Origin of the sequence: Bradyrhizobium sp. USDA 4538, assembly GCF_024171045.1 — a bacterium.
GTDB classification, from domain to species: Bacteria; Pseudomonadota; Alphaproteobacteria; order Rhizobiales; family Xanthobacteraceae; genus Bradyrhizobium; species Bradyrhizobium australafricanum.
The window spans coordinates 622,499-649,459 of record NZ_JALJZE010000001.1; the positions used below are offsets into that span (position 1 = coordinate 622,499).

22 protein-coding genes and 1 pseudogene are annotated in these 26,961 nt (G+C 65.1%); 7 read left to right on the forward strand and 16 right to left on the reverse strand.

The annotated features are described in order from the left end of the window. Positions 1–10 precede the first annotated feature (10 nt). Complete coding sequence (locus J2R78_RS02690; RefSeq protein WP_253609606.1) at positions 11–1,639, forward strand: thiamine pyrophosphate-dependent enzyme; 1,629 nt, start codon at positions 11–13, stop codon at positions 1,637–1,639. An 88-nt stretch (positions 1,640–1,727) separates the two neighbouring features. Here J2R78_RS02690 and J2R78_RS02695 read toward each other — a convergent pair whose 3' ends face one another. The 10 genes from J2R78_RS02695 to J2R78_RS02740 form a co-directional block, all read right to left on the reverse strand. Beyond that, a complete protein-coding gene (locus J2R78_RS02695) occupies positions 1,728–2,942 on the reverse strand; it encodes an MFS transporter (RefSeq protein ID WP_253609607.1) in 1,215 nt (404 codons plus the stop codon). 26 nt (positions 2,943–2,968) lie between these two features. Then, entirely contained in the window at positions 2,969–3,622 is a 654-nt protein-coding gene (gene alkB / locus J2R78_RS02700; protein WP_057015725.1) for a DNA oxidative demethylase AlkB, read from the reverse strand. 13 nt (positions 3,623–3,635) lie between these two features. Continuing rightward, positions 3,636–4,379, reverse strand: coding sequence for a 2OG-Fe(II) oxygenase (locus J2R78_RS02705; RefSeq protein WP_253609608.1), 744 nt, complete (start codon positions 4,377–4,379; stop codon positions 3,636–3,638). 163 nt (positions 4,380–4,542) lie between these two features. Beyond that, positions 4,543–5,229, reverse strand: coding sequence for a DUF2848 domain-containing protein (locus tag J2R78_RS02710; protein WP_028331749.1), 687 nt, complete (start codon positions 5,227–5,229; stop codon positions 4,543–4,545). Further along, a complete protein-coding gene (locus tag J2R78_RS02715; protein WP_253609609.1) occupies positions 5,222–6,571 on the reverse strand; it encodes an amidase in 1,350 nt (449 codons plus the stop codon). The genes J2R78_RS02710 and J2R78_RS02715 overlap by 8 nt, the downstream gene beginning before the upstream one ends. Positions 6,572–6,663: 92 nt before the next feature. After that, positions 6,664–7,383 carry an ABC transporter ATP-binding protein gene (locus J2R78_RS02720; protein ID WP_057015727.1) on the reverse strand — a complete coding sequence of 240 codons (720 nt, stop codon included), beginning with the start codon at positions 7,381–7,383 and terminating at the stop codon, positions 6,664–6,666. Beyond that, on the reverse strand, positions 7,373–8,101 hold the full coding sequence (locus J2R78_RS02725; RefSeq protein WP_092083309.1) for an ABC transporter ATP-binding protein: 729 nt from the start codon (positions 8,099–8,101) through the stop codon (positions 7,373–7,375). The genes J2R78_RS02720 and J2R78_RS02725 overlap by 11 nt, the downstream gene beginning before the upstream one ends. Next, positions 8,091–9,011 carry a branched-chain amino acid ABC transporter permease gene (locus J2R78_RS02730; protein WP_253609610.1) on the reverse strand — a complete coding sequence of 307 codons (921 nt, stop codon included), beginning with the start codon at positions 9,009–9,011 and terminating at the stop codon, positions 8,091–8,093. The genes J2R78_RS02725 and J2R78_RS02730 overlap by 11 nt, the downstream gene beginning before the upstream one ends. Further along, positions 9,004–9,927 (reverse strand): branched-chain amino acid ABC transporter permease, encoded by a 924-nt coding sequence (locus tag J2R78_RS02735; RefSeq protein WP_050386056.1) that lies wholly within the window; start codon positions 9,925–9,927, stop codon positions 9,004–9,006. Before J2R78_RS02735 ends, J2R78_RS02730 begins: the two co-directional genes overlap by 8 nt. A 45-nt stretch (positions 9,928–9,972) precedes the next feature. Next, the gene (locus tag J2R78_RS02740; protein ID WP_225163931.1) at positions 9,973–11,220 is read right to left on the reverse strand and encodes an amino acid ABC transporter substrate-binding protein; all 1,248 of its coding nucleotides are present in this window, start codon (positions 11,218–11,220) and stop codon (positions 9,973–9,975) included. 222 nt (positions 11,221–11,442) lie between these two features. On the opposite strand from J2R78_RS02740, the gene J2R78_RS02745 reads away from it, so the two are divergent. The 4 genes from J2R78_RS02745 to J2R78_RS02760 all read left to right on the forward strand — a co-directional run bounded on the left by J2R78_RS02745 (position 11,443) and on the right by J2R78_RS02760 (position 15,307). Beyond that, a complete protein-coding gene (locus tag J2R78_RS02745) occupies positions 11,443–11,856 on the forward strand; it encodes a Zn-ribbon domain-containing OB-fold protein (protein ID WP_253609611.1) in 414 nt (137 codons plus the stop codon). A gap of 4 nt (positions 11,857–11,860) precedes the next feature. Beyond that, the gene (locus J2R78_RS02750) at positions 11,861–13,000 is read left to right on the forward strand and encodes a thiolase (RefSeq protein ID WP_253609612.1); all 1,140 of its coding nucleotides are present in this window, start codon (positions 11,861–11,863) and stop codon (positions 12,998–13,000) included. A 109-nt stretch (positions 13,001–13,109) separates the two neighbouring features. After that, entirely contained in the window at positions 13,110–14,024 is a 915-nt protein-coding gene (locus J2R78_RS02755; protein ID WP_018270553.1) for an SDR family oxidoreductase, read from the forward strand. Between the two features lie 170 nt (positions 14,025–14,194). After that, positions 14,195–15,307 carry an SMP-30/gluconolactonase/LRE family protein gene (locus J2R78_RS02760; protein WP_253609613.1) on the forward strand — a complete coding sequence of 371 codons (1,113 nt, stop codon included), beginning with the start codon at positions 14,195–14,197 and terminating at the stop codon, positions 15,305–15,307. A gap of 135 nt (positions 15,308–15,442) precedes the next feature. On the opposite strand, the gene ppc is transcribed toward J2R78_RS02760, so the two are convergent. From ppc to J2R78_RS02775, 3 genes are all read right to left on the reverse strand, one after another. Continuing rightward, positions 15,443–18,250 carry a phosphoenolpyruvate carboxylase gene (gene ppc / locus J2R78_RS02765; RefSeq protein ID WP_253610066.1) on the reverse strand — a complete coding sequence of 936 codons (2,808 nt, stop codon included), beginning with the start codon at positions 18,248–18,250 and terminating at the stop codon, positions 15,443–15,445. A 270-nt stretch (positions 18,251–18,520) separates the two neighbouring features. After that, complete coding sequence (locus J2R78_RS02770; RefSeq protein WP_253609614.1) at positions 18,521–20,065, reverse strand: acyl-CoA synthetase; 1,545 nt, start codon at positions 20,063–20,065, stop codon at positions 18,521–18,523. Between the two features lie 138 nt (positions 20,066–20,203). Continuing rightward, positions 20,204–21,016 (reverse strand): crotonase/enoyl-CoA hydratase family protein, encoded by an 813-nt coding sequence (locus tag J2R78_RS02775; RefSeq protein WP_253609615.1) that lies wholly within the window; start codon positions 21,014–21,016, stop codon positions 20,204–20,206. A gap of 100 nt (positions 21,017–21,116) precedes the next feature. Between J2R78_RS02775 and J2R78_RS02780 the strand changes: the two genes are divergently transcribed. Then, positions 21,117–21,992 carry an SDR family oxidoreductase gene (locus tag J2R78_RS02780; RefSeq protein WP_018270548.1) on the forward strand — a complete coding sequence of 292 codons (876 nt, stop codon included), beginning with the start codon at positions 21,117–21,119 and terminating at the stop codon, positions 21,990–21,992. An 81-nt stretch (positions 21,993–22,073) separates the two neighbouring features. Here the strand turns inward: J2R78_RS02780 and J2R78_RS02785 are convergent. Continuing rightward, positions 22,074–22,973: pseudogene (locus tag J2R78_RS02785) on the reverse strand (IS481 family transposase); the annotation flags it as partial. 280 nt (positions 22,974–23,253) lie between these two features. On the opposite strand from J2R78_RS02785, the gene J2R78_RS02790 reads away from it, so the two are divergent. Further along, positions 23,254–24,834: a fatty acid--CoA ligase gene (locus J2R78_RS02790; RefSeq protein WP_253609616.1), complete on the forward strand. Its 1,581-nt coding sequence runs from the start codon at positions 23,254–23,256 to the stop codon at positions 24,832–24,834. 150 nt (positions 24,835–24,984) lie between these two features. Here J2R78_RS02790 and J2R78_RS02795 read toward each other — a convergent pair whose 3' ends face one another. After that, positions 24,985–25,464, reverse strand: a complete 480-nt coding sequence (locus J2R78_RS02795) for a GFA family protein (protein ID WP_057015736.1) — start codon at positions 25,462–25,464, stop codon at positions 24,985–24,987. A 15-nt stretch (positions 25,465–25,479) separates the two neighbouring features. Continuing rightward, on the reverse strand, positions 25,480–26,754 hold the full coding sequence (locus tag J2R78_RS02800; RefSeq protein ID WP_038388013.1) for an acyl-CoA dehydrogenase family protein: 1,275 nt from the start codon (positions 26,752–26,754) through the stop codon (positions 25,480–25,482). Positions 26,755–26,961 lie beyond the last annotated feature (207 nt).

Here is a 26,961-nt window from a genome sequence, read left to right on the forward strand (position 1 = left end):
GGACAGTGCCATGACCTCAACATCCGGCGGCGAAGCGATCGTCAACGGCCTCGTCGCCCACGGCGTCGACACCGTGTTCGGCCTGCCCGGCGCGCAGATTTATGGCCTGTTCGATGCCTTCCACCAGGCCCAGCTCAAGGTGATTGGCGCCCGGCATGAACAGGCCTGCGGCTACATGGCGTTCGGCTATGCGCGCTCCAGCGGCAAGCCCGGCGTGTTCAGCGTGGTGCCCGGCCCCGGCGTGCTCAACGCCTCGGCGGCGCTGCTCACCGCATTCGGCTGCAACGAGCCGGTGCTGTGCCTGACCGGCCAGGTGCCGACGCAGTTCCTCGGCAAGGGCCGCGGCCATCTGCACGAGATGCCGGACCAGCTGGCGACGCTGCACACCTTCGTGAAATGGGCCGACCGGATCGAATACCCCGACAACGCGCCCGCGCTGGTGTCGCGCGCGTTCCAGGAGATGCTGTCGGGCCGGCGTGGCCCGGCCTCGCTGGAGATGCCGTGGGACGTGTTCACCCAGCGCACCCAGGTCGCGCCCGTCAAGCCGTTCGATCCGTTGCCGGCGCCGCAGCCCGATGCGGACCGCATCAAGGCGGCCGCCGACCTGATCGCCGGCAGCAAGGCGCCGATGATCTTCGTCGGCAGCGGCGCCATCGAGGCGCGCGAGGAAATCCTCGAATTGGCCGAGATGATCGACGCACCGGTCGTCGCATTCCGCAGCGGCCGCGGCATCGTCTCCAACGCGCATGAACTCGGGCTCACCATGGCTTCGGCCTACAAGCTCTGGCCGAAGACCGACCTGATGATCGGCATCGGCACGCGCCTCGAGCTGCCGACGATGTCGCGCTGGCCCTACCAGCCCGCCGGACTGAAATGCGTGCGCATCGACATCGATCCGGTCGAGCTGCGGCGCTGGCCGGCCGATGCCGGCGTGATCGCGGACGCCAAGGCCGGCACCGCCGATCTCGCCGCCGCTGTGCGCAAGGTGGGCTACCGCAGGACCTCCGGCCGCCGCGCCGCGATCCGCGAGGCGACGGCCGCGACCGAGCAGGAGATCCAGCGCATCCAGCCGCAGATGGCCTATCTGAAGATCCTGCGCGAGGTGCTGCCGGCGAGCGCCATCGTCACCGACGAGCTGTCGCAGGTCGGTTTCGCCTCCTGGTACGGCTTTCCGATCTACGAGCCGCGGACCTTCGTCACCTCGGGCTATCAGGGCACGCTCGGCTCGGGTTTCCCGACCGCGCTTGGCGCCAAGGTCGCCAATCCGGACAAGCCGGTGGTCGCGATCACCGGCGACGGCGGCTTCATGTTCGGCGTGCAGGAGCTTGCCACCGCCGTGCAGTTCAAGATCGCCGTGGTGACGCTGGTGTTCAACAACAACGCCTATGGCAATGTCCGCCGCGACCAGCGCGAGCGCTTCGACGGCCGCGTCGTCGCCTCCGACCTGGTGAATCCGGATTTCGTGAAGCTTGCAGAATCCTTCGGTGTCGGCGCCGCGCGGGTCACCTCGCCGGATCACTTCCGCCCCGTGCTGGAGAAGGCGCTGGCCGACGGCGGGCCTTACGTGATCTCGGTGGAAGTGCCGACGGATTCGGAAGTCTCGCCCTGGGCGTTCATCCATCCGGCGCGGAATAACTAAGCCAAACGCTCGTCATTCCGGGGCGATGCGCAGCATCGAACCCGGAATCTCGAGATTCCGGGTTCGTTTCGCCCCCGGAATGACAACGCTAAGCGCTTTTCACCCCGCGTTGCACCCGTGACGCGGCGATCACGAGCAGGCCGGCGCCGGCGACCGACCAGCAGGCGACCGGCGCCCAATGCACCAGCGGCGCATAGTCCGGCATCTTCTGCAGGCCACCCGCGACGGCCGCCATCCGCGCAAAGGTCGCAAGCGCCAGCGCCGAGAACACGAGGCCGGTGACCTTGCCTTCCGCGCCGGTCTCCCCGATCGCGAGCGCCGCGGACACCGCGCTCATCAGCATGCAGCCCCAAGCGGCCCCCGCCATGAATTGCGCCACGATCAGGACGTTGAGACTGCCGGCGATCTCGGCGGCGATGATCGCAAAGGCACCGAGCAGTCCCGCCGCGCCCATCACGATCAGGCCGCCGCGATGCTTGACGACGATGCTTGCCGGAAACATCGCGATGTTGAAGCCGATCCAGAATACCGGCATCAGCCATTGCAGCTCGTCCGCCTTGGCAAAGCGCAAATAGAACGGCGCGCTGTTGATGTTGAAGTGCAGCTGGTAGCCGAGCGACAGCAGCACCATCGATCCGATCAGGAACATCGGCACCGCCCCGAGCCGCTTCGCCGGGGGCGCCAGCCGCGCCGGCTGCGCCTCTGCCGCGATGCGGCGCTCGACGCCTGAGAAGGCGAGCGCGGTCAGCAGCAGCACCGCGCCTGACAGCACGAACGGCAGCCGTGCATCCTGGTTGCGCAGCACGACGCCAAGATAGGGCGAGACCGCGCCCGCGATGCCATAACCCAGCATCGCCAGCGCCGCGAGGAACGGCACCGAGGGTTGCGCGCGATACTTGCCGAGCAGCGTCAGCGGCGGCGCCCGCAAGGCCGACGACGTCACGGCCCAGATCACGATCAGCACGATCAGCCAGACCCTCGCGCCCGGCCCGGTGCCGGCGACGTAAGGCAATGCGACGAAGGCGGCGCAGGAGATCGCGGCAAGGATACCGACAAACAAGCCAAGGCGGCCGACCAGGCTCGAGATCCTGTCGGCGGCCATGCCCATCGCCGTGTCGGTGACGGTGAAGATGCCTTGATCCATCATCAGGATCAGGATCACGGTCGACGGCGCGATGCCGACATCGGCGCACAGCTTCGGCAGATAGATCAGATAAGTGGTCCAGCCCAGCGTGAAGACGAGCTGCAGCACGGCGAGATAGACGCCGGTACGGTTGACGGCGCGGTCGGCCTTGGTGGTCATCCGCCAAGTCTAGACCACCCGGCGGTTCAGCGCACCTTGCGGAAGGTCAAATTGATGCGCTGGCGGCCGAGCACGCTGTGCTCGCCATCTGCGAGCGGTGCCACGCCGTGATAAAATAGCCGTGACGAGCCGCCCCACACCGCAACGTCGCCATGTTCGAGTCGATAGCGGCGCGGCGTGTCGCTGCGCTGCAGGCCGCCGAACAGGAAGATCGCCGGCAGCCCGAGCGAGATCGACACGATCGGTGCGCGGTAGTCGAGCTCGTCCTTGTCCTGATGCAGCGACAGTTTTGCGCCGGGGACGTAGCGATTGATCAGGCAGGCCTCAGGCGCGAAGCCGTTGAAGCCGGCTTCATCAGCGGCGTCGGCGGCGAGCCTGCGCAACACCTCCGGCATTTCAGGCCAGGGTTGTCCCGAGACGGGATCGATCGGATCATAGCGATAGCCGCTGGGATCGGAGACCCAGCCGACGCTGCCGCAATTGGTCATCGCGACCGACATGCGGTGGCCGCCCGGCGTGATCAGATGCCGGAACGGCGCCTGCTTGACGATGGCACGCAAGGCCGGGATCAGCTCGGCCTCGAACGGCCGGACAAAGCCGCGCAACAGCACCGCGCCATCCGCGATCGTCTCGCGCGATGGCCGGGCATCGCCAATGGTCTCGAACAGATCGGTGGCCACGCCTCTCTCGCACTCACTTCGCGTCGTGGAAGATCACACCAACGGTGTGGCGATGGCCGGAGCGAATCCTGCTGACGCCGTGGCGCAGATTGACACGATACGGTCCGCGCGTCCCCTGCACCGGTCGATGATGCACGGCAAAGGCCACCGCATCGCCCTTGGTGAGCGGCACCACCTCGGGCCGCGACTGCATCCGCGGCCGCTGCTCGGTCAGCACGAATTCGCCACCCGTAAAATCGCGCCCGGGCTGCGACAGCAGGATCGCGACCTGGATCGGGAACACATGCTCGCCATAGAGATCCTGATGCAGGCAGTTGTAGTCGCCCTCGCCATATTGCAGCAGCAGCGGCGTCGGTCGCGTCTGTCCGGCGTCATGGCAGCGCTTCAGGAACGCCGCATGCGACGGCGGGTAGCTGATCTCGATCCCCATCGTCTCGTTCCAGCGATTGGCTGTCGCGGTCAGCCGCGCATAGAGCGCGGGCCGCAGCTCCGCGATCAGGTCCGGCAGCGGATAGGAGAAGTATTTGTACTCGCCGCGACCGAAGCCGTGACGGCCCATCACGATCCGACTACGGAACTGGCTGTCGTCGGGATACAGCGCGGCGATGGCATCGCATTCCTCAGGCGTCAGCAGGCCGTTGAGGACGGCGCATCCCTGATCGTCGAGGTCGGTCTTGATCTGGTCCCAGTCGAGCCCGTCGACGCGGGCCGGGATGCCGGTGGATGGGCGGGTAATGGTTTTGGCTGTTGCTGTCATGGGACGGAATCTGGCCCCTGATTGCGGCCAGCGCCACCCGATTTCCGATCGAAAAGATGCAGAGAACGTCACCACAATTACGGTGTCGTCCTGGCTTGCGCCGGGACGACGCACGTGGAGAAAGCGTCGGTCATCTCCCTCACAACAACAACGCGGCGAGCAATCAGCCCCTCACCGGCAGCGTCACCACGTCGTAGCCGTGGCTGATCTTCCGCTTCAGCACCGGATCCTCCAGCTCGAACTCGAACCGGCTGGCCGGGCGGATGCCGCCCTTGGCCGCGAAGGTGCCGCCGAACATGGCGCAGCCGTCGGGCAGCGCACCCTGGTCGAAGCCGCGCGCGATCAGGTCCTTCACCGGCAGCATGTGATCGAGCGTGCCTTCCTGGTAGAGCACGCGCTGGCCGCCGATCACGGCCCAGGAACGCAGCACCAGCTGGTCCCAGTGGCCGATCACGTCCTCGAGTTCCCACAGCTCCGATGCCATCGGCTTGTCGCACATCTGCTTCGACACCGTGACGCTGTAGCTCTCGACCTTGCGGTCGGTGTGGTCGGAGCCGCAGCCGACGAAGATGCGGCCCTGCCAGCCGATCAGCACGAACTCGACCTCGCCGCTCGAGTCCTCGCCGCAGACTTCGATGGCATCGGCGAAGGTGAGCCGGCGCGCCGAGCAGCGGTAGTAGATCGGCGTGGTCGCGGGCCGCGCGATGCCGAGCGCCTCGAGCTCGGCGATGTGCTTGTCGCGCGCCACCGGATCGCGGCCGGTCCAGCCGGCGATCACGGCCTGCCTGATTTCCAGTGTGAGCGGAGTGGCGACGCCTTTGTCGTCGACATTGAAGGTGAGATCAAACACGGATCACGGTCTCCATTCCGGCAGCGAGCTCGAAAATGCGCCGATCCGAACCGCCCGCGGCGGCGAGCATCAGGCCGACCGGCGCCTCGCCCTCGTGATGCGCGGGCAGCGAGATCGCGCAGCCGTCGAGCACATTGATCAGCGTGCAATTGCGCAGCGCGCGCAAATTCTCGGTGGCGAACGCCTTGTCGTCGGCGAGGCTGGCGATCGTAGGCGGCAGGTTCGCCGTGGTCGGCAGCACCATCGCATCATAGGGCGCGATCCGCTTCTCGGTACGGGCGATGAAGGAGCGGCGTGCGTTGAGCAGATCGATATAGTCGGCGGCCGGAAAGCCCTCGCCGCGCTGGATACGCACGGCGACGCGCGGATCGTAGATGTCGCCCTTGCTGGCCAGCAGGAAGCGATGCCAGGCATAGCTTTCGGCGGCGGCAAAGCCGCCCTTGGCGTTCATGACGCCGACATCGAGCAATTCGGGCACCTCGATCCGCTCGATCAAGGCGCCTGCGCGCGACAACGCCGCGAGCGCGCGCTCGAAGGTTTTCGCGACGGCCTCGTCGAGGTCGTCGAGAGCGACCGTGGTCGGCACCGCGAGCCGCATGCCTTTCACCGGGCGCGGCGAGACCGGCGTCACCGGCTGATCCGCCAGCACCGCGTCGAGCGCGGCGCAGCAGGCCACCGAATTGGCCAGCGGGCCGTAGCTGTCGAGCGTGAACGACAGCGGCACGCCGCCATCGAGCGGAATCCGGCGTTGCGTCGGCTTGTAGCCGACGATGCCGTTGAAGGCGGCGGGAATCCGGCAGGAGCCGCCGGTATCGGTACCGAGCGCGCCGAACGCCATGCCGTCCGCGATCGAGACCGCCGCCCCCGAGGACGAGCCGCCCGGCACGTGGCCGGCGCTCCGGTTCCAGGCGCTCTTCGGCGTGCCGTAATGCGGATTGATGCCGATGCCGGAATAGGCGAACTCGGTCATGTTGGTGCGGCCGATCACGATGAAGCCGGCGCGCTTGAGCCGCGCCACGACAGGTGCATCGGCATCCGCCGGCGCGGAATCCTCCAGCGCGCGCGAGCCCGCCCGCGTCACCTGCCCCTTGATGTCGAACAGGTCCTTGATCGAAACCGGAATGCCGGCAAATGGCGACGGCGCGGCATTGGCCTTGCGCAGCCGGTCCATGGCGTCGGCGGCCTCGAGCGCGGCGTCGCGGTCGACATGGATGAAGGTGCGTTGGCCCTCGCCTGAGGGATCAGCGATTTTGGCGATGCACTGCTCGACGAGCTTGCGGGCAGAGGTCGCGCCGCCGGCGAGATCGGCGGCCAGGGAGGCGAGTGTCGGATTCTTGGGCATGGCTTTCACTTCACGGCTTGCACTTCATGGCTTGCAGTTGATTGTCGCGCGAACCGAGGCCGATTTCCAGCCCGCCGGCGCCTCACCTCGCATCACTTCAGCCCGAAATAGGCGCGGTGCAGCTCTTCATTGCCGCTCATCTCGGCAACCGTGCCGGAGAAGCGGATCCGCCCGCCTTCCAGCACGAATACGCGGGTGGCAATCTCGAGAAAACCGATATTTTGCTCCGCGATCAAGAGTGCCAGTCCGCGGCCCTGCAGGCTCGACAAGGCGCGCAGCACCTCCTTGACGAACAGCGGCGACAGCCCGGCCGAGGGCTCGTCCATCACCAGCAGCTTCGGCTCGGCCGACAGAGCCTTGGCGATGCCGAGCATCTTTCGCTGACCGCCGGACAGGCTGGACGCGGGATCGCGGCGCTTGTCGCGCAGCACCGGGAACAGGCCGTACAGTTCGTCGACCCGCGCCCCCGGATTGGCATGGCCCAGCGCCTGCGCGCCGACGCGGATATTTTCCTCGATCGACAGGTCGGGAAACACCGCAAGCTCCGACATGTAGGTCATGCCGCGCTTCATGCGGTCCGACGAGCGCATCCTGGTGATGTCCTCACCGCCGAGCTTGATGTGGCCGCTGCGGGCCTCGATCAGGCCGACCAGCGACTTCAGGAACGTGGTCTTGCCCGCGCCGTTGGCGCCGAGCAGCAGCACGGTCTCGCCGGGGCGGACGTCGAGATCGACGCCCCACAGCACCTGCATGGTGCCGTAGCCGGCATCGACGCCCCTCGTGTCCAGAAGCGACACCGCATCAGTGGGCATGCTCGCCTCCCAAAAATACCTCGATCACCTGCGGCTCGCGTACCGCGGTCGCCAGCGTGCCCTCGAAGATCTCCTTGCCCGCATTGAGCACGATGACGCGGTCGGTGATCTGTTCGATGAAGCCCATCAGATGCTCGACCACGATGATCGCCATGCCGGTCGCGGCCAAGGCCTTGATGCGGCCGGCGATCCAGTCGAGCTCCGCCGGGTTGAGGCCGGCCGCGAGTTCGTCGAGCAGCAGCAGCCGCGGCCGCGTGGCGAGCGCACGGGTCAGATCGAGCATCTTCTGCTGCGCGCTGTTGAGATCGGCGGCCGGACGGTCGGCGACCTCCTTCAGCCTGAAATCCTCAAGCAGTTCGGCAATCGACGGCGCACCGGTCGCGCCGCCATAGGCCAGCGCCACCTGGATGTTCTCGCGTACCGTGAGCGACAGGAACGGCTTCGGCACCTGGAAGGTGCGGTTGATGCCGCGGTGAACGAGCTTGTGCGAGGCGACGCCGCCGGCGGACGCGCCGTCGAACACGACCTCGCCGCCGTCTGGCGCATAGAGACCGGAGATCACATTGATCGCCGTGGTCTTGCCGGAGCCGTTCGGGCCGACCAAACCGAGGATCTCGCCCGGCACGACGTGAAAGCTGAGGCCGTCGAGAGCGTGGAAACCGCCGAAGCGCTTGACCAGCTTCGAGACCTTGAGGATCGGGTTTTTCTCAGGGGACATGCCACCCCCTGCGGGTTGCCAGCGACACCAGTCCTGCGGGCAGGAACAGCACCAGGCCCATGATCAAAAGACCATAGATCAGCTGGAAATATTGCGGCGTGGTGAAGCCGATCAGATTGTAGATGCCGTAAAGGATCAGCACACCGACGATCGGGCCGGTGATGGTGGCAACGCCGCCGAACAGCGCGAACACGATCGCGAAGATCGAGAACTCGCCGGAGAACACGTTGTCCGGATAGAACACCGAGACGTACCAGGCGTAGATGCCGCCGGCGAGGCCAGCGACCAGCGCCGAGGCGAGCCAGGCAATCACCCGCATCTTCACGATATTGACGCCGGCCATCGAGGCCGACACCGCATCCTCGCGCACGGCCTGCAGCGCCAGCCCGAACGGCGAGTTCTTCAGATAGACCACGGCGCCGACCGTCAGCGCCATCACGACGACCGCGGCATAGTAGGCGTGGGTCGGGTTGAAGGTGCCGGTGAGCGACACGCCGTAGGGGCCCTTGGTGATCCCCTCCAGCGCGGGGTTGGCGACGAAATGCAGCACCGCGAGCGAGGCCGCGAGGTTGGCGATCGCGAAATACGCGCCCGACAGCCGCAGCAGCGGCGTCAGCAACAGGCCGAGCGCAACCGCCACGACGCCGCCGACCAGCACGGCGAGCGGCGCCGGTGTATGCAGATGCATCACCACGATGGCGAAGCCATAGGCGCCGGCGCCGAAGAAGCCGACATACCCGAACGGCAGATAGCCGGTGAAGCCATAGATGATGTTCACGCCTTGCGCGAGGATCAGGAAGATCACGAAGTTGAACAGCAGCAGATGGTTTTGATAGACGCCGGGCAGCAGTGCGAACACCACCACCAACGGCGCCAGGATGAACAGCAGGTGCTTCGAGGCGTTATGCAACGCGCACCCGCCTTCCGAGCAGACCGCTCGGGCGCAACAACAGGATCACGATCAACAACACATAGGGCAGCAAGTCGGCCCAGGAACTGAGATAGGTCTGCACCAGCATGTAGCACAGACCGTAGACGACACCGCCGAGCGCGGTACCGAGCGGATTGCCCAGCGAACCCAGCACGACGATCGCAAACGACGTCACCGTCGCGTCGGCGCCGAACGCCGGCGTCACCGAGCCGAACATGAAAGGCGCGAACACGCCGGCGACCGCCGCGATGCCGAGGCCGATACCGAACGCCGCCGCCGAGACGCGATCGACATCGATGCCGGTCGCCAACGCCTCGTCGCGCCGTGACATCACGGCGCGGGTCAGGGTGCCGAGCCTTGTGTGGTAGAGATAGAGGTAGACCAGCGCGATCGCGATCAGGCTGGTGATGGCCGCGATCACCCAAGGCGCGGGAAAACCCTGGCCGAAGATCTGGATCGGCCCTGCGCCGCCCGCCTTGCCGCCGAACCACTTCACCTTGATGGTCGTGAACACGGTGCCGAGCAGCCGGCTCTGGATCGAGCGCTCGCTGGTGCCGGCGAAGATCGTGGTGACGGCCTCGATCACCTGCGACAGGCCGAAGAACAGGATGATCGACAGCATTTCCGGATTGGCCGAGCCCTGCAGCCGCGGCACCAGCACCCAGTACAGCAGCACGCCCACCAGCACGAAGACCACGAAGGCCAGCGGCACCGCGAACAGCGGGTCGATGCCGGCGAGGCCGACCACGCCGAGCGCGATGAAGGCGCCGAGCATCAGGATGTCGCCATGCGCAAGGTTGACGATGCGCATGACGCCGAACACGAGATTGAGACCGATGCCGACCAGGCTGAAATACAGCCCGAACAGCACGCCGGCAACCAGCGCATAGGTCATGCTACCGCTCGCCGCCGAAGGTTACGCCTGCCGCACTCACCTGCATCACGGCGCCGGATAGATCGGCTTGCCGTTGGCGGTGTCGTGCGGATAGATCGAGACGAACTTGATGTGATCGTGCTCGTCGACCGTGAGCTGGCCGAGCGGCGTCAGTTCGCCGATCTGGCCGCCGGTCTCATCCAGCGCGAAGGTGCCGTCCAGCGTCTTGAGCTGGCCGCTGAGCGAGAACACCGCGCGGCGCAGCTCCATCTGGTCGAGGCTGGTCGCAACCGACAGTGTCTTCTCGATCACCAGCGCCGTGGTGTAGCCGGCCACCGCGTTGAAGCCGAACTCCATCTTGCCGTCGTTGTACTTCTTGGTCCAGGCGGCGCGGAAATCCTTCATGTTCATCCCGAAATTGACGGGATAGTCCAATTCGGACGGCGGCACGTAGGTCCAGATGTGCTCGAGGCCCTTGGCGCCGACATTCTTCTCGAGCAACTCGGTCTCGAGACCGGCATAGATCGCGAACAGCATCTTGAACTTGGTGCCGACGTCCTGGACGTTGCGCAGGAAGGCGATGTCGTTCGGCGCATAGCCGAAATGGATCACCGCGTCCGGATTGGCGTTGCTGATGTTGTTGATGATGACGTTGTAGTTGGTGGTCTCGGTCGGAACGCCCTGGTCATAGACGATCTCGATCGGCGCGCCGGACTCCTTGACGAACTTGCGGAACGCGTTGGCCTGGGTGCCGGTGAACTCGTTGGTCGAATAGAGGATCGCGACCTTCTTGATGCCGAGGCCAGGGCCGTCATGGCTGATGAAGTCGGCGACCGGCTTCGGCCACACCGTCGACACCGGATCGGCCATCAGCGCGATGTAGGGATTGTCCTTGGAGAAGAAGCTCGCGCCGGTGCCGGTCTGGTCGAACAGGAACATCTTGTGATCGCGCGCGATCGCAACCGCGGGCGCCGTCAGCACCGATCCGGAATCGGCGACCAGGAGATCGACCTTATCCTGGGTGACGAGCTGATTATAAAGCGTCGAGGCGGTCGCGGTGTTGCTCTGGTCGTCATAGGAGACGAGCTTGATCGGGATCTTCTTGTCGAACGCCTTCACGAACACGCCGCCCTCGGCGTTCTTCTGTTCGACCCACAATTTCAGCGAGCTGTAGACCGGCATCGAGATCGAGGCGTAGCGCCCCGAGGATGCGTAGAGCGTGCCGATCTTGATCTCCGACGGTGCGTCGGCGGCCATCGCCTGCGTGGCGAATGCGAGGCTGGCAGCGAGTGCCGCGCCGATGATCCTCAGCATGATATTGTTCCTCCCGGCTATCTTGGACGTGTCTTGAACCGCGGCCCTTCTACGCGCCGGATCGGAGCGACACAAGCATCGCGGCCTTAGCAATTGTGCGAGGGGCGGAATATGCGGCATGCGCGGGACACAGGCCGCTGCGCGGAGCATGGATGGACCGTTGACGGGCCTTGGTTCAATGTCGCATCAAGACTGTAACGATTTCGGGAGGAGACATCAGACATGGCCGAGCCCGCGCGCGCGAAACCAAAACCGACACCGGAGACCCAGCATTTCTGGGATGGCGCCAAGGCCGGCGAGCTGCGCCTGCAGCGCTGCGATGCCTGCGCCAATGTCTACTTTCCGCCGCGGCCGTTCTGCCCCTCCTGCGCCTCGCGCAAGGTTTCGATCTTCAAGGCTAGCGGCAAGGGCAAGCTCTACAGCTACGTCATCAACCACCGTCCCGCCGCGCCCGGCTTCACGCCGCCTTACGCGATCGCCGTCGTCGAGCTCGACGAGGGCCCGCGCATGATGAGCAACATCATCGATTGTCCGCAGACGCCGGAAGCGCTCGAGCTCGACATGCGGCTCGAGGTCGCCTTCGAGGCGCTCGACGACAAGATCACGCTTCCTTTGTTCCGTCCGGCAAAGGGATAACGCAATGCGCAGGAACCAGGTTGCCGTCGTCGGTGCGGCCGAAACCACCGAACTCGGCGTCATCCCGAACATGTCGCAGATCCAGCTGCACGCGGACGCGGCGCTGAATGCGATCGCGGACGCCGGCCTGAAGCTGTCCGACATCGACGGCTTCGCTACCGCGGTGGAGACCCCGCAGCAGATGGCGCACTATCTCGGCATCACGCCGACCTGGGTCGACGGCACCTCGGTCGGCGGCTGCTCCTTCATGCTGCACGTCCGCCACGCCGCCGCCGCGATCGAGGCCGGCCTGTGCAAGACCGTTCTGATCACGCATGCCGAAAGCGGCAAGTCGATGATCGGCAAGCAGCCGCGCTTCACGCCCGCCGACAGCCTCAACGGCCAGTTCGAAGCACCGTTCGGCGTCTACGGGCCGCCGAGCATGTTCCCGATTCCCGTGCTGCGCTTCATGAAGACGCACGGCATTACGCATGAGCAGCTTGCGATGGTCGCCGTCGTGCAGCGCGAATGGGCGGCGAAGAACCCGCGCGCGACCATGAAGGATCCGATCACCGTCGCCGACGTCCTGAACTCGCGGATGATCGCCTATCCGCTCCGGCTGCTGCAATGCTGCCTCGTCACCGACGGCGGCGGCGCGCTGATCCTCACCTCAGCCGACCGCGCCAAGGATTTCCCGAACAAGCCGGTCTACATCCTCGGCACCGGCGAGAGCGTGGAAACGCCGATGGTCAGCCAGATGAAGACGTTCGACTCATCGCGCGCCTTCAAAGTGGCAGGGCCGCTGGCCTTCAAGGAGGCCGGCATCACCCACAAGGACGTCGATCATCTGATGATCTACGACGCATTCGCGCATCTGCCGCTCTACGGCCTCGGCGACCTCGGCTTCATGCCGTACGAGGAGACCGGCAAGTTCATCGCCGACGGCAACACCCGCCCCGGCGGCAAGCTGCCGCTCAACACCAATGGCGGCGGCCTCAGCTACATGCACTCCGGCATGTACGGCATGTACGCGCTGCAGGAGAGCGTGCGGCAGATGCGCGGCATCGCGCCGGCGCAGGTGCCGAACGCAAAGATCTCGGTCTGCCACGGCGTCGGCGGCATGTTCGCCGCAAGTGGCACGATCATCTTTACGAACGAGAAGTAACAACTCCGTCGTTCCGGGGCGCGCGAAGCGCGAACCCGGAACCTCGAGATTCCGGGTCTGGTGCTTCGCACCATCCCGGAATGACGGAGAGCAAACCAGGAGAACCGACATGGCAAAATCACTGCAGGATAAAGTCATCATCGTCACCGGCGCGGGGCGCGGCATCGGCCGCGAAATCGCGCTGCTCTGCGCGGCGGAAGGCGCCAAGGTCGTGGTCAACGATCCCGGCGGCGCCGCCGATGGCGCCGGCACGAGTGCCGCGCCCGCCGAGGAGGTGGTCGAGGAGATCAAGAAGCGCGGCGGCACCGCGGTCGCCAATTTCGAGTCGGTGGCGGAAGCCATTCCCGCCAGCAAGATCGTGAAGACCGCGACCGATCATTTCGGCCGGCTCGACGGCGTCGTCAACAATGCCGGCATCCTGCGTGACATGATCTTCCACAAGATGAGCGTGGAAGCGTTCGAGGCCGTCATCAAGGTGCATCTGATGGGCTCGTTCTATGTCAGCCACGCCGCGGCGCGGATCTATCGCGAGCAGGAGTCGGGCTCGTTCGTGCACTTCACCTCGACCTCCGGCCTGATCGGCAATTACGGCCAGGCCAACTACGCCGCCGCCAAGCTCGGCATCGTCGGCCTGTCGAAATCGATTGCGCTCGACATGGGCCGCTTCAACGTGCGCTCGAACTGCGTGTCGCCGTTCGCCTGGACCCGCATGATCGGCACCATCCCGACCGAGACCGACGCCGAGAAGGCGCGCGTCGAGAAGATCAAGCAGATGGGCCCGGAGAAGATCGCGCCGGTCTGCGCCTATCTGCTCTCGGACGCGGCCAAGGACGTCACCGGACAGATCTTCGGCGTGCGCATGAACGAGATCTTCCTGTTCGGCCAGCATCGTCCGGTGCGCTCGGTGCATCGCGGCGAAGGCTGGACGCCCGAGACCATTGCCGAACACGGCATGCCGGCGCTGAAGGGATCGTTCGCCAAGCTCGACCGCTCGGCCGACGTCTTCACCTGGGATCCGATCTGAACTTGATCTGATCCTCCGATCTGATCTGACAGATTTATGAACTAGTCGCCTCCGCGAAACAGCGGGGGCGACACACTCTTTGGTTGTTTCATCATGGCGTGCCCGCATTGTGCCAGAATTGCGGGGGTATGATCGTCCTCCCGATAACAAAAAAGCCTGGGAGGACTTTCGTGACAAATCCAAGCAACATTCAGAAACACGAGGGCGACGGTGCGAAGGCGTTCGACCGTCGGACAATCTTGCGCGGTGCAACCGCGCTTGCTGCAACCGCGATGGCCGCATCCGATGCCGCAGCGCGCGACTTCGGCCCCAACGCGGAGCCGCAGCGCTATCCCGATCCAGACATCGTCGTGATCGACGACAAGCGCTTCAAGGCCAAGGTCGGCAACACCGCGATCAAGCGGCTCTACACCGGCTGCCTGTGGGCGGAAGGCCCGGCCTGGAACGCGCAGGGCCAGTATCTGGTCTGGAGCGATATCCCGGCCAACCGGCAGTTGCGCTATCTCGACGATGACGGCCACATCTCCGAGCAATTCCACAAGCCGTCAAACGAGGCCAACGGCTCGACCTTCGATTTCGAGGGCCGCCAGATCACCGCCGAGCGCACCCGGCTGGTGCGCTACGAGCACGACGGAACCGTCACGCCCTTGGCGGAGCAGGCCAATGGCAAGCAGCTCAACGGGCCGAACGACATGGTCGTGCATCCCAACGACAAGTCGATCTGGTTCACCGATCCCGGCTACGGCGCGATCTCGATCTATGAGGGCCAACTGGCCAACACGGGATCGAAGCAGCCCTACCAGAAGGAAGCCGTGTATCGCATCGATGCTGCGACCGGTCAGATCACCAAGGTTGCCGACGAGCCGTTCAAGCCGAACGGCATCGCCTTCAGCCACGACTACAAGAAGGTCTATGTCTGCGACACCGGCATCACGCACTATCCGAATGCCAAGAACATCGTCTGGCAGTACGACCTCAACGGCGACAAGCTCTCCAACCCGCGCACGCTGATCGACATGACGCTGGACGGCAAGTCAGGCTTCCCGGACGGCCTGCGTGTCGACATCGACGGCAATATCTGGGTCGGCGCCGGCTGGGTCGGACCGGGCTATGACGGCGTGCAGGTGTTTGCGCCCGACGGCCAGCGGATCGGCCAGATCCTGCTGCCGGAGACCTGCGCCAACCTCACCTTCGGCGGCAAGAAGCGCAACCGCCTGTTCATGACGGCAAGCCAGTCGCTCTACGCGGTCTATGTCGAGACGAAGGGCGCGCACAACTGCTGATCTAACCGTCGTCCCGGCGAAGGCCGGGACCCATTACCACTGCAGTTGGTTGTTGAAGAAAGCTGGGGCCCACATCGTTCACGACACTCCCGGTCGTGGTTATGGGTCCCGGCCTTCGCCGGGACGACAGCGTAGCTAGCCGCTATTCCTCAGCCCCGCCGAAATCCCGTTGATCGTGATCTGAATCCCGCGCAGCACCTGCTCGTCCGGGTTCTGCGCGCGATACTCCTTCAGCAATTCCACCTGCACGTGATTGAGCGGATCCATGTAAGGGAAGCGGTTGCGGATGCCGCGCTCCAGCAGCGGATTGCCCTGCAGCAGCCGGTCGTGCCCCATGATGTCGAGCAGCGTCTCGATCGACAGGTGCCATTCGCGGCGGATCTGGCCGAAAATCTTCTCGCGCAACGCGACGTCAGGCACCAGCTCGGCATAGCGCGAGGCGATCGCGATCGAGCTCTTCGCCAGCACCATATCCATGTTGGAGAGCAGCGTGCGGAAGAACGGCCATTCCCGATAGAGCTCCTGCAGGAACGCCATGCCCTGCTCCGGATGCTCTGATATCCAGCTCTCGACCGCGCTGCCGAAACCATACCATCCCGGCAACATCAGCCGGCATTGCGCCCAGGAGAACACCCACGGAATGGCGCGCAGGTCCTCGATCTCGCGGGTCTTCTTGCGCGAGGCCGGGCGGCTGCCGATGTTCAGCGTCGCGATCTCGTTGATGACGGTCGAGCCCCAGAAATAATCGGCGAAGCCTTCGGTCTCATAGACAAGGCCGCGATAGGCCTTGAAGGCGAGCGCGGAAATCTCCTCCATCGCCTTGAGATATTCGGGGCGCGGCGCGCTCTGCCGAGGCTGCAGCAGACTGGTTTCCAGCGTTGCAGCCGCGAGGATCTCCAGATTGCTGCGGCCGACCTCGGCATTGGAGTATTTCGACGAGATGATCTCGCCCTGCTCCGTGATGCGGATCTGGCCGTTCACGGCGCCGCCGGGCTGCGCGATGATCGCGTCATAGCTCGGGCCGCCGCCGCGGCCGACCGAACCGCCGCGGCCGTGGAACAGCCGCAAGCGCACGCCGTGGCGCTCGAACACCTCGACGAGGCCGATCTCGGCCTTGTAGAGTTCCCAACCCGAGGTGACGAAGCCGCCATCCTTGTTGCTGTCGGAATAGCCGAGCATCACCTCCTGCACGCTGCCGAGACTGTCGACCAGCTTGCGATAGTCGTGCAGCACCAGCATGCGGTCCATGATGCCGCTGGAGGCCTGCAGATCCTCGATGGTTTCGAACAGCGGCACGATGTTGACGGCGCTGCGGCCGGACGGGTTGACGAGCCCGACCTCCTTCAGCAACACCGCGACCTCGAGCATGTCGGACATGCCCTGGCACATCGAGATGATGCATTGAGAGATCACCTCCGGGCCGAACCTGGCGTGCGCCTCGGCCGCGGCTCGGAACACGGCGAGCTCGCTCTGGGTCTCCTCGGAATATTTCACGAAGGGCGAGGCCAGCGGCCGCGCATTGCGCAGCTCGCCGAGCAGCAGGCTGACGCGGGCGTCCTCGCCGAGCGCCAGATAGGACATCCCAGGATTGGCGGTGTCGAACAGTTCGGCGATGGTGCGCTCGTGCACCGCCGAGTTCTGGCGGATGTCGAGCCGCGCCAGATGGAAGCCGAAGCAATCCACCGCCCGCCGCAACAGCCGCAGCCGGCCGCGCGCGATCACGCTGGAATTGTTCGCGATCAGCGAGCGGTTGAGCACGTCGAGATCGGCCTGGAATTCCCTGGCGCGCGCATAGGGCTCGGCCTTGCCGACCGGCGGCCGCGTGGTCTCGACCTCGAGCCGAGAGGCCGTCGCCGCAAGTCGTGCATAGATGCCCGAAACGGCCAGACGATACGGCTCGCCGCTGCGATGCGGTGAGGTGTCGGGCGAACGCTCGGCGAGGCTCCGCAGTTCGTCCGAGACATCGGCGAGATGCGCCGCCAGCGACAATTCGGCGCCAAGCGCATGCAGCTCCTCGAGGTAGAAGTTGAGCGCCTGGCTCGACTGCAGGCGCAGCGTGCCGCGCATCACCTCCGCGGTGACGAAGGGATTGCCGTCACGATCGCCGCCGATCCAGCTTCCCATCCTGAGGAAGGAAGCGAGTTCGCCGGCCTCACCGCCCTCCTTGTTCAGGCGGTCCTCCAGCGCGCAATGCAGCCGCGGCACCTCCTGCAGGAAGGTGTAGTCGTAGAACGACAGGCCGTTGGCGACCTCGTCGAGCACGGTCAATTTGGTCCGGCGCAGCAGGTTGGTCTGCCACAGCGTCACCACGGCGCGGCGCAGTTGCTCGTCGCTGGCCTCGCTTTCGTCGGGCGTCATCTGCAGCCGCTCGCGGCGGTCGAGCAGATCGGCGATCTCCATCTCGCGATCCATCGTGCTCTTGCGGCGGACCTCGGTCGGATGCGCGGTCAATACCGGGCTGACCAGTGCACTCTTGAAGAAGCTGCGCAGGTCGGCCGGGCTGATGCCGGCCTGACGGGCATGCACCAGCGTCTGTTCCAGCGTGCTCGGCCGCGGCGCCCCGCTCGGGCCGCGGCTGCGCATCTGGCGGATGTTGTTCTGGTCCTCGGCGATGTTGGCGAGGTGGGAGAAATAGCTGAAGGCGCGGACGATCCGCAGCGTCTCGGCAATCGACATGCCGTCGAGGATGCTCTCCAGCTCCCGCCGCGCCAGCTTGTCCTCGTCGCGATGGAAGCGAACCGAGGTCTGGCGGATGCGCTCGACCAGGTCGAATGCATCGGCCCCTTCCTGGTCGCGCACGGTGTCGCCGAGAACGCGCCCCAGCAGGCGGATGTCGTTCCGGAGCCGCGCATCCTCCTCCTGCGCAGTCGCTTCCAGAAGGCTGGCCTCTGCGGCACGTTTGGCGCGGATTTCCGTCTCGGGCGGCATGGTCTGGGGAGGCATTACCTGGGGAGACATGGCTCGGCTACTCCGGAGGCTGCCCGGCTCCTCCCGAGTGTGCGCTTTTTTTGCCGCAGCGCAAGATGAACTTGGTGGCGGTGCACACACACCAATGTCGTCCCGGGACCCATAACCACCGGCGGCTGCGGTCGAAGCAAGTTGGGGCTACCGCAGCGCGCAATACGGAGATTGGTGGTTATGATCCCGGGTCGCGCGGAGCCTGTCATCGGGCGGCGCTTCGCGCCGACCCGTTGGCTTGCCCGGGACGACGGGCTAGATCCTCCGCCCCGCCCGCTCCCAATAGGGATCGCGCAGCCGGCGCTTGAAGATTTTTCCGGAATCCTCGCGCGGCAGGCTGGTCTGGATCTCGATGTGCTTGGGCACCTTGTAATCGGCAAGCGCGGTCTTCAGCTGGGCGCGGACGGAGGCGATGTCGAGCGCGACGCCGGGCTGCGGCTCGACCACCGCCATCAGCGCCTCGCCGAATTCGGCATCGGGAATACCGAACACCGCGCAGTCGTGCACGCCGGGGACGGCATGCAGCACCGCCTCGATCTCGGCCGGATAGATGTTGACGCCACCCGAGATCACCATGTCGCGCTTGCGATCGCAGATGAAGACGTAGCCGTCGGCATCGATATAGCCGACGTCGCCCGAGGTAATGAATCCCTGCCGGTCGATCTCGGCGCGCTTCTCGGCCTTGTTGTGATAGGTGAAATCGGGATTGCCCTTGATCCGCGAATAGATCTCGCCGATCTGGCCCTGCGGCACCTCCTTGCCGTCGTCGCCGATGAAGCGAAGCTCGGCGCCGGGCGAGATCTTTCCGACCGTGCCGGGCTTCTTCAGCGCGTCCTCGGAATTGGCGAAGGTCACCGCGCCTGACTCGGTCGAGCCGTAGAACTCGTAGATCACCGGCCCCCACCATTCGATCATGGCGCGCTTGACATCGGGCGGACAGGGCGCGGCGGCATGGATGATATGGCGCAGCGACGACCTGTCGTACTTCCGGCGCACCTCCTCTGGCAGCTTCATCAGGCGGATGAACATCGTCGGCACCATGAAGATGGTGTCGATCCGCTCGCGCGCGATCAGCTGCAGAAACTCCTCCGCGTCGAAGCGCGGCATCAGCACCAGCGCGCCGCCGAGCTTGCCCGAGCGCAAGCCGAAGGAATTCGGCGCGGAATGGTAGAGCGGTCCGGGCAGGATCGCGCGTGCACCGGGCTTCAGGCCGTAGATCATCGCGCGCATTGCTTCCGCATTGGCGGTCTGCTCCGGCGTCGGCGCGAAGCGGCGCACGCCCTTGGGATGGCCTGTGGTGCCCGAGGTGTAGATCATGTTCTGCGGCTGCGGCACCACCGGGCCGTCATAGCGCGGGAACTGCGCCAGCCAGGCTTCGAAATCGATCGCGAAATCCGGTGTCGCCAGATGATCGGGATTGATCTTGTAGTTGGCGAGGATTTCCGGTGGCGTCGGCACGCTGAGCACGATGACGCCGGGCGGGATCGCGCCGCGCAGCGGATGCAGCATGTCGGCATGACCGATCAGGACGCGCGTGCCGGAATCCGTCAGCACGTAGTTGATCTCCTCCGGCTTGAAGTGCCAGTTGATCGGCACGCCATAGGCGCCGAGCCGCATCGCGGCATAGGCAGCCTCGATGAAGGCGATGTCGTTGCGCATCAGCATGCAGACGCTGTCGCCCGGCTTGACGCCGAGCTCGTTGAGGCCGCTGGCAATACGGTCGGCGCGCTCGGCCACTGCAGCGTGATCGCGCCGGCGACCGCCGCTGACGATGCCGAGGAAGAGCTGGGACGTTTCCATTGTCGTTGTCCGATCTTTCGTCGGGTTAAATGTCATTCCGGGGCGCGCAGAGCGCGAACCCGGAATCTCGAGATTCTCCGGTGCGCAATTGCGCACCATGGTTCGATGCTTGCGCATCCCCCGGAATGACTGCGGTCGTTACCCCGCATCCGCAAACCTTGGCGCGCGCTTCTCCAGATTGGCGCGCACGGATTCGGTCTGGTTCGGGCTGCCGAGCAATTTCTGCTGCTCGACCGATTCCGCGAGCAGCGCGGCCGCCGGGTCGACCGACAGATTGTTGAGCATGCGCTTGGCGGCACGGATCGCATCCGGGCTCTTGCCGGCGATCTCGCGCGCGACTTCGAGCGCCGCGGCGCGCGGGTCGTCGCAGACGCGGGTGGCAAGGCCGTAACTTTGGGCCTCCTGCGCCGAGAAGATGCGGCCGGTATAGGTGAGCTCGCGCAGGATGTCGTCGCGCACGAGGCTCGCCAGAATCGGCGTGCCCGCCATGTCGGGCACAAGACCCCATTTGATTTCCATGATCGACATCCGTGCATCTTGCGAGAGGAAGCGCATGTCGGCGCCGAGCGCGAGCTGGAAGCCGCCGCCGAACGCGACACCGTGAACCGCTGCGATCACCGGCACCGGAAGCTGGCGCCAGCCCCAGACCGCCTGCTGCGGGAAATTGGCCCTGCCGTGGGTGCGGACGGTGAGATCGCGCTTCTCGCCGCCCGGCACTCCGTTACCGCCATCCTTCATGGCGGCGAAACGGCCCATGTCGAGCCCGGCGCAGAACGCCCGGCCCTCGCCGGACAGCACCACCACCCGAACGGCTTTTTCCCTGGAAAGCCGGTCGGTTGCGGCGACCAATGCCTCGAACATCGCGGCGTCGAGCGCGTTCATCTTGTCCGCCCGCACCAGGCGGACATCGGCGATACCGTCCGAAATCGATATCGAAACGCGATCTTCCATTGAAATCTCCTCCGCTGTTCCTTGTTGGCGCTTTACAGAAAGGCCGTTGTCCGCTTTTAGTCAATCGACCAATTAACTGACAACCCCCGTGGAGGAAACGATGTTCTCTGATCAGCTTCTTGCCGGGCGGCGCATACTGGTAACCGGTGGTGGCACCGGCCTCGGCAAGTCCATGGCCTCGCGGTTCCTGCAGCTCGGGGCCGAGGTGCATATCTGCGGCCGCCGTAAGAGCGTCTGCGACGAAACCGCCACCGAGCTGATGGCCGAGCATGGCGGGCGCGTGGTCAGCCACGGCGTCGATATCCGCAACGCCATGGCGGTCGACGAGATGATCGAGGCGATCTGGACCACCAGCGGTCCGCTCACCGATCTCATCAACAACGCCGCCGGCAATTTCATCTCGCGCTCGGAAGAACTGTCGCCGCGCGGCTTCGATGCGGTCGCCAACATCGTAATGCACGGCACCTTCTACGTGACGCACGCGGTGGGCCGGCGCTGGATCGCCGGCGGCCATCGCGGCAACGTGGTGTCGATCACCGTGACCTGGGTGCGCAATGGCTCGCCTTACGTGGTGCCGTCGGCCATGAGCAAGTCGGCGATCCACGCCATGACCATGTCGCTTGCGATCGAATGGGGCCGTCACGGCATCCGCCTGAACACCATCGCGCCCGGCGAGATCCCGACCGAAGGCATGAGCAAGCGCATCAAGCCCGGCGACGAGGCCGGCGCGCGCACCAAGGCGATGAACCCGATGGGCCGCGTCGGCACCATGGAGGAGTTACAGAACCTCGCGGTGTTCCTGATTTCCGGCGGCTGCGACTGGATCAACGGCGAGACCATCGCCATGGACGGCGCGCAGGCGCTCGCCATGGGCGGCAATTTCTACCAACTGCGCGACTGGAGCGACGACGACTGGACCAAGGCGCGCGAGTCGATCAAGGCCCAGAACGAGAAGGACCGCGCGGCGCGGGGCTGAGGCCCGCGCTTGCTCCTCAATCACTACTGTTGTCCCTGCGAAAGTGTTCAGTCCCGTGAGTTTAGCAACGGCCTGGATCGGGGCCTGGTAGCCGAGGCATTTGAGGCGAGTCCGGTTGTAGTCGTGGACGAACTTGGCGATGAAGGCGTCGCGATCGGCATGGTCGATGAAGGTCCGCCGGGCGCTGCCGCGCTTTTGTTCGCGGCCAATGGCTTCGGCGATACGCCGGTTGAAGCGTTCGACGAGGCCGTTGGTCTGCGGGTGGTAAGGCTTGGTCAGGCGATGCTGGATGCCGCGCTGCTTGCAGAGCCGATCAAAGGGGTGGTCGCCGGAAGGCTTCCCGGGCGGCTTGTTCTTCTTGTCGACAGCGAAGCGGTCGGTGAACTCCGCGCCATTGTCGGTCAGGATGGTGTGAACCTGGTGCGGGAAGTCGGCCAGGAAGCGCTCGAGGAAGCCGGTCGCGGTGGCCCCGTCCCGCCTGGAATGGATCTCGACAAAGACGTAGCGGGTGGCGCGGTCGATGGCGACGAAGGCATAGCTGGTGCGGCGCTGCAGGGACGGCAGATACTTCACGTCGATATGGATGAAGCCGATGCTGGCGGTCTCGAAGATGCCGACCTTGGGTTTGTCAGGCTTGGCGAGCCGGCTGATGCCATTGCGCTGCAGGCAGCGGTGAATGGCGCTGCGGGACAGCTTGGCATTGATGCATCGCTGCATCACCTCGACGATGTCATCCAGCGGCAACTGCAGCGACGTCCGCAGCTCGCAAACCGCCCTTTCTTCGACAGCCGACAGGCTGGTCACCAGGTTCTTCGGCCGGTGCGAGCGATCTTCGACCGTCGTGCGGTCGCGCCAACGATAGATCGTGGTCTCGCTGACCCCCAGTTCCGTCGCCAATTCGGCAACCGACTTCCTGCTGCGCTGGATATAGGCGCGCGTCTTCGGCGTCGTCGTGGCGTTCGCGTGCAGGCTCAGTTCCATGACCCGAGGTGCTCCCTGACAAAGGCCACGCCTCGTTCTACACCGATTCCATCAAACCAATCAGCAGGGACCAAACACGAAAGCAGGGACCCAAACCACCGCTGCGCGTTGTTGAGCTCGCTGTGGCCCCAGCGTCGCGCCACATACAGATTCGTGGTTATGGGTCCCGGCCTTCGCCGGGACGACGATGTTGAAACAGCGCGGCCAATTCCTCCGTATTGTTTTTCCCGCGCGATGCCGCCACACTCCGTGCAACCAAAACAAGACGTCACGGGGGAACATGTCCGACGCGCCGAAACTGACCAACCTTGCCGACATGGTGCGCGAGCGCGCCAAGAGCCGCGGCGATGCGCTGGCCTATGAATTCGAGGGACGGCAAACCAGCTTCGCCGAGTTCGACATCAAGACCAACCGCGTCGCCAACGCGCTGATCGCGATGGGCGTCGAGAAGGGCGAGCGCATCGCCTATCTCGGCAAGAACAGCGATTTCTATTTCGAGCTGTTGATGGGCGCGATGAAGGCCGGTGTGGTGATGGCGCCGGTGAACTGGCGCCTTGCAGGCCCCGAGGTCGCCTTCATCGTCGACGACTGCAAGGCCCCCGTCCTGTTCGTCGGCCCCGAATTCATCACGCAGGCGCGCAACATCAGCGACAAGCTGCCCAGCGTCCGCACCATCATCACGACCGAGGGCGGCGCGCCGGAATGGCCCGACTTCGTCGCCTGGCGCGATGCGCAGGGCGGCGATGACCCGCGCGTTGCGATCGAGCCGAAGGACATCGCGATCCAGCTCTACACCTCGGGCACGACGGGCAAGCCGAAAGGCGCGATGCTGTCACACGCCAATTTCCTCAACCTCGTGCAAAGCGGCAACGAGGCCGAGAAGCCGGAGTGGAACCGCTGGACCACCGACGACGTCTCGCTGGTCGCGATGCCGATCTTCCACATCGGCGGCTCCGGCTGGGGCGTGATGGGCCTCTATCACGGCGCCCGCGGTGTAATCGCGCGCGAGTTCGACCCGACCAAGGTGCTCGACTTCTTCGAGCAGTCCGGCATCACAAAGCTGTTCATGGTGCCGGCGGCGATGCAGTTCGTGGTGCGGCAGCCGCGCGCGCGGCAGGTCGACTTCTCCCGCCTGAAATACATGCTCTATGGCGCCTCACCGATTCCGGCGGCGCTGCTGAAGGAGTGCATCGAGGTCTTCAAATGCGGCTTCGTGCAGATGTACGGCATGACCGAGACCACCGGCACCATCGTCGCGCTGCCGCCGGAAGACCATATCGAAGGGCTCGACCGCATGCGCTCGGCCGGCAAGGCGTTGCCCGGTATCGAGCTTGCGATCCTCGATCCGGACGGCAAGGCGCTGCCGCCGGGCGAAGTCGGCGAGATCGCCACCCGTTCCGGCTCCAACATGGTCGGCTACTGGAATCTGCCCGAGGCCACCGCGCGCACCATCGACAACGACGGCTGGCTGCGCACCGGCGATGCCGGCTACATGGACAGTGACGGCTACCTCTACATCCACGACCGCATCAAGGACATGATCATCTCCGGCGGCGAGAACATCTATCCGGCCGAGGTCGAGAGCGCGCTGTGCGACCATCCGGACGTGGCGGAAGCCGCTGTCATCGGCATCCCCGACGACAAATGGGGCGAGGCGGTGAAGGCGGTGGTGGTGATGAAGCCGGGAAAGACTGCGACCGCGGCCGACATCATCAACTTCACACGCGAGCGGATCGCCGGCTACAAGACACCGAAATCGGTCGACTTCATCCCGGCGCTGCCGCGCAACCCGTCGGGCAAGATTTTGCGGCGGAGCCTGCGTGAACCGTATTGGGCGGGCAAGGACCGGCAGGTGAATTAGCCCTCGCTGTCGTCCCGGCGAAGGCCGGGACCCATAACCATCGTTGTTCATTGTCTGTCGACGCTGGGGCCACATCTCGTTCAACCAATAGCCGACTGTGGTTATGGGTCCCTGCTTTCGCAGGGACGACGGTGGAGGGAGTGTCGCACTTCACTTCTTCCCCGTCCTCTCCCGCAAGACGCGCCACCGCTCCTGCGCCTCTTTCGGCCAGACCTCTTTCCGATCGTAATACTCGGCGAACACTTTCGCGCCCGGCGGGAACGTCACCCAGGGCTGCTTCGACGAAGTGAAGATGTGCGCATCCGGCGGGCACTGGCTCGGATCGTCCAGCGTGCCGACGCGGACGAAGCGAACTGCCGGTCCTGCGCCCGGATAGTTGCTCCACACCGCGACCTTGCAGATGGGGCAGCGCGCGATCTTCTGCCCCTTGCCGCTCGCCGAGGGCGTGTCGACGATCTCGGGCTCGGCCGCGATGTGCTCAACCCGCTCGGCCTCGTACAACGCGTTGAGCGCGTGCACGGTGCCGGTCTCGCGCTGGCACCAGGTGCAGTGGCAGGCGTGCACGATCAGCGGCCTGCCGGTCAGGCGGTAGCGGACGTTTCTGCAGGTGCATCCACCTTCCATGCTCATGCCGCCTCCTCTGCGTTAGTGCTTGCCGGCTCCCATGTAGCCGAACAGGAAGCCCGCCACCTTGCGCTTCTGGATCTCCTCGCTGCCTTCCGTGATGCGATAGCGGCGGTGATGGCGGTAGATGTGCTCGAACGGCTTGTGGCGCGAATAGCCCATGCCGCCATGCACCTGCATCGCGCGGTCGGCGGCTTCGCAGCACAGACGGTTTGCCCAGAAATTGCACATCGAGACCCGGTCGGACAGCGTGTGCTCGACCTGCGCCTGGGTCAGTTGATCCATCTCCCAGGCGGTCTTGCGGATCAACAGCCGCAGCATCTCGGCCTGGGTCGCGAGCTCGACCAGCGGCCACTGGATCGCCTGGTTCTCCGCCAGCGCCTTGCCGAACGGCTTGCGCTCGCGGGCATACTTCACGCTCTCATTGATGCAGTACACCGCAGCGCCGAGCGAGCTCGCCGCCTGGCGGATGCGGTTCTCGTGCACGAAGCATTGCGCCAGCGACAGGCCGCGGCCGACCTCGCCGAACTGCGCATCCTCCGGCACGAACACATCGGTGAAGCTGACCCGCGGATGGTCGGTCGGCATGTTGAAGGTCCACATATACTCTTCGACCTTCACCCCCGCCGATTTCGCCGGCACCAGGAAGCAGCTGATGCCGCGCGCGTCGCCGTCATTGCCCGAGGTGCGGGCAAACAGCGCGCAGTGCGTGGCGACATGCATGCCTGTCGTCCACATCTTCTCGCCGTTGATGATCCAGCCCTTGACGTTGTCGCGCGTGGCCTGAACCGCTTTGGTTTCCATATGGGTGGCGTCCGAGCCGTGCTCGGGCTCGGTCAGACCGAACGTGATGCGGTACTTGCCGGTGATCGAGCCGTCGATCATCGCCTTCTGCTCGTCGGTTCCGTAGCGGTCGAGCATGGTCACGATCGGCAGATTGCCGACGATCGAGTGTTCGTTCTGCAGGTCGTTGTGCAAACCGAGACCCTTTGAGGCAAAATGTTCGCGGATCACGGCCATCCACAGGTTGGAGCCGTCCTTGCCGCCATAGCGCTTCGGGATCGCGAAGCGCAGATGGCCGGCGGCATCGGCCAGGTTCTTGGCCTTGCGCAGCAGGAGCTCCCATTCATGGCGCGGCAGGCCGCCCTTGTCGAAATCGGTGCGCGCCCATTCACGGCGATGGTCGAAGAAGCGGATGTTGTCGTCAGCCTCTTCCAGCGGCTTGATCTCGCGTTCGATGAAGCGATCGAGCTCGGCGAGATAGGCTGTCAGGTCAGCCGGCAGATTGAAATCCAAGGCGGTCTCTCCCGGAAATATTGTTGATTCTGATTTTGCGTCTAGACGCTGTCGCGCATCCGCGTTCGGATTGATTAAGGTGAGAAGCCTGTCGCCAAGTCAAGCAGGCGAGCGAGGCTTGCGCGCGCGGTCGCCTTGCGTAATTGGATGGCACGGAACGACGCGCAGGCGCTAGGATATCAGCAATATTCTTCGCCGCAGAAAATC

Coding starts and splice junctions, on each gene's coding strand:
- J2R78_RS02690 (WP_253609606.1), top strand. CDS start 11: ATGACCTCAACATCCGGCGGCGAAGCGATCGTCAACGGCCTCGTCGCC.
- J2R78_RS02695 (WP_253609607.1), bottom strand. CDS start 2,942: ATGACCACCAAGGCCGACCGCGCCGTCAACCGTACCGGCGTCTATCTC.
- J2R78_RS02705 (WP_253609608.1), bottom strand. CDS start 4,379: ATGACAGCAACAGCCAAAACCATTACCCGCCCATCCACCGGCATCCCG.
- J2R78_RS02715 (WP_253609609.1), bottom strand. CDS start 6,571: ATGCCCAAGAATCCGACACTCGCCTCCCTGGCCGCCGATCTCGCCGGC.
- J2R78_RS02720 (WP_057015727.1), bottom strand. CDS start 7,383: ATGCCCACTGATGCGGTGTCGCTTCTGGACACGAGGGGCGTCGATGCC.
- J2R78_RS02725 (WP_092083309.1), bottom strand. CDS start 8,101: ATGTCCCCTGAGAAAAACCCGATCCTCAAGGTCTCGAAGCTGGTCAAG.
- J2R78_RS02735 (WP_050386056.1), bottom strand. CDS start 9,927: ATGACCTATGCGCTGGTTGCCGGCGTGCTGTTCGGGCTGTATTTCAGC.
- J2R78_RS02740 (WP_225163931.1), bottom strand. CDS start 11,220: ATGCTGAGGATCATCGGCGCGGCACTCGCTGCCAGCCTCGCATTCGCC.
- J2R78_RS02745 (WP_253609611.1), top strand. CDS start 11,443: ATGGCCGAGCCCGCGCGCGCGAAACCAAAACCGACACCGGAGACCCAG.
- J2R78_RS02750 (WP_253609612.1), top strand. CDS start 11,861: ATGCGCAGGAACCAGGTTGCCGTCGTCGGTGCGGCCGAAACCACCGAA.
- J2R78_RS02755 (WP_018270553.1), top strand. CDS start 13,110: ATGGCAAAATCACTGCAGGATAAAGTCATCATCGTCACCGGCGCGGGG.
- ppc (WP_253610066.1), bottom strand. CDS start 18,250: ATGCCTCCCCAGACCATGCCGCCCGAGACGGAAATCCGCGCCAAACGT.
- J2R78_RS02770 (WP_253609614.1), bottom strand. CDS start 20,065: ATGGAAACGTCCCAGCTCTTCCTCGGCATCGTCAGCGGCGGTCGCCGG.
- J2R78_RS02775 (WP_253609615.1), bottom strand. CDS start 21,016: ATGGAAGATCGCGTTTCGATATCGATTTCGGACGGTATCGCCGATGTC.
- J2R78_RS02780 (WP_018270548.1), top strand. CDS start 21,117: ATGTTCTCTGATCAGCTTCTTGCCGGGCGGCGCATACTGGTAACCGGT.
- J2R78_RS02790 (WP_253609616.1), top strand. CDS start 23,254: ATGTCCGACGCGCCGAAACTGACCAACCTTGCCGACATGGTGCGCGAG.
- J2R78_RS02795 (WP_057015736.1), bottom strand. CDS start 25,464: ATGAGCATGGAAGGTGGATGCACCTGCAGAAACGTCCGCTACCGCCTG.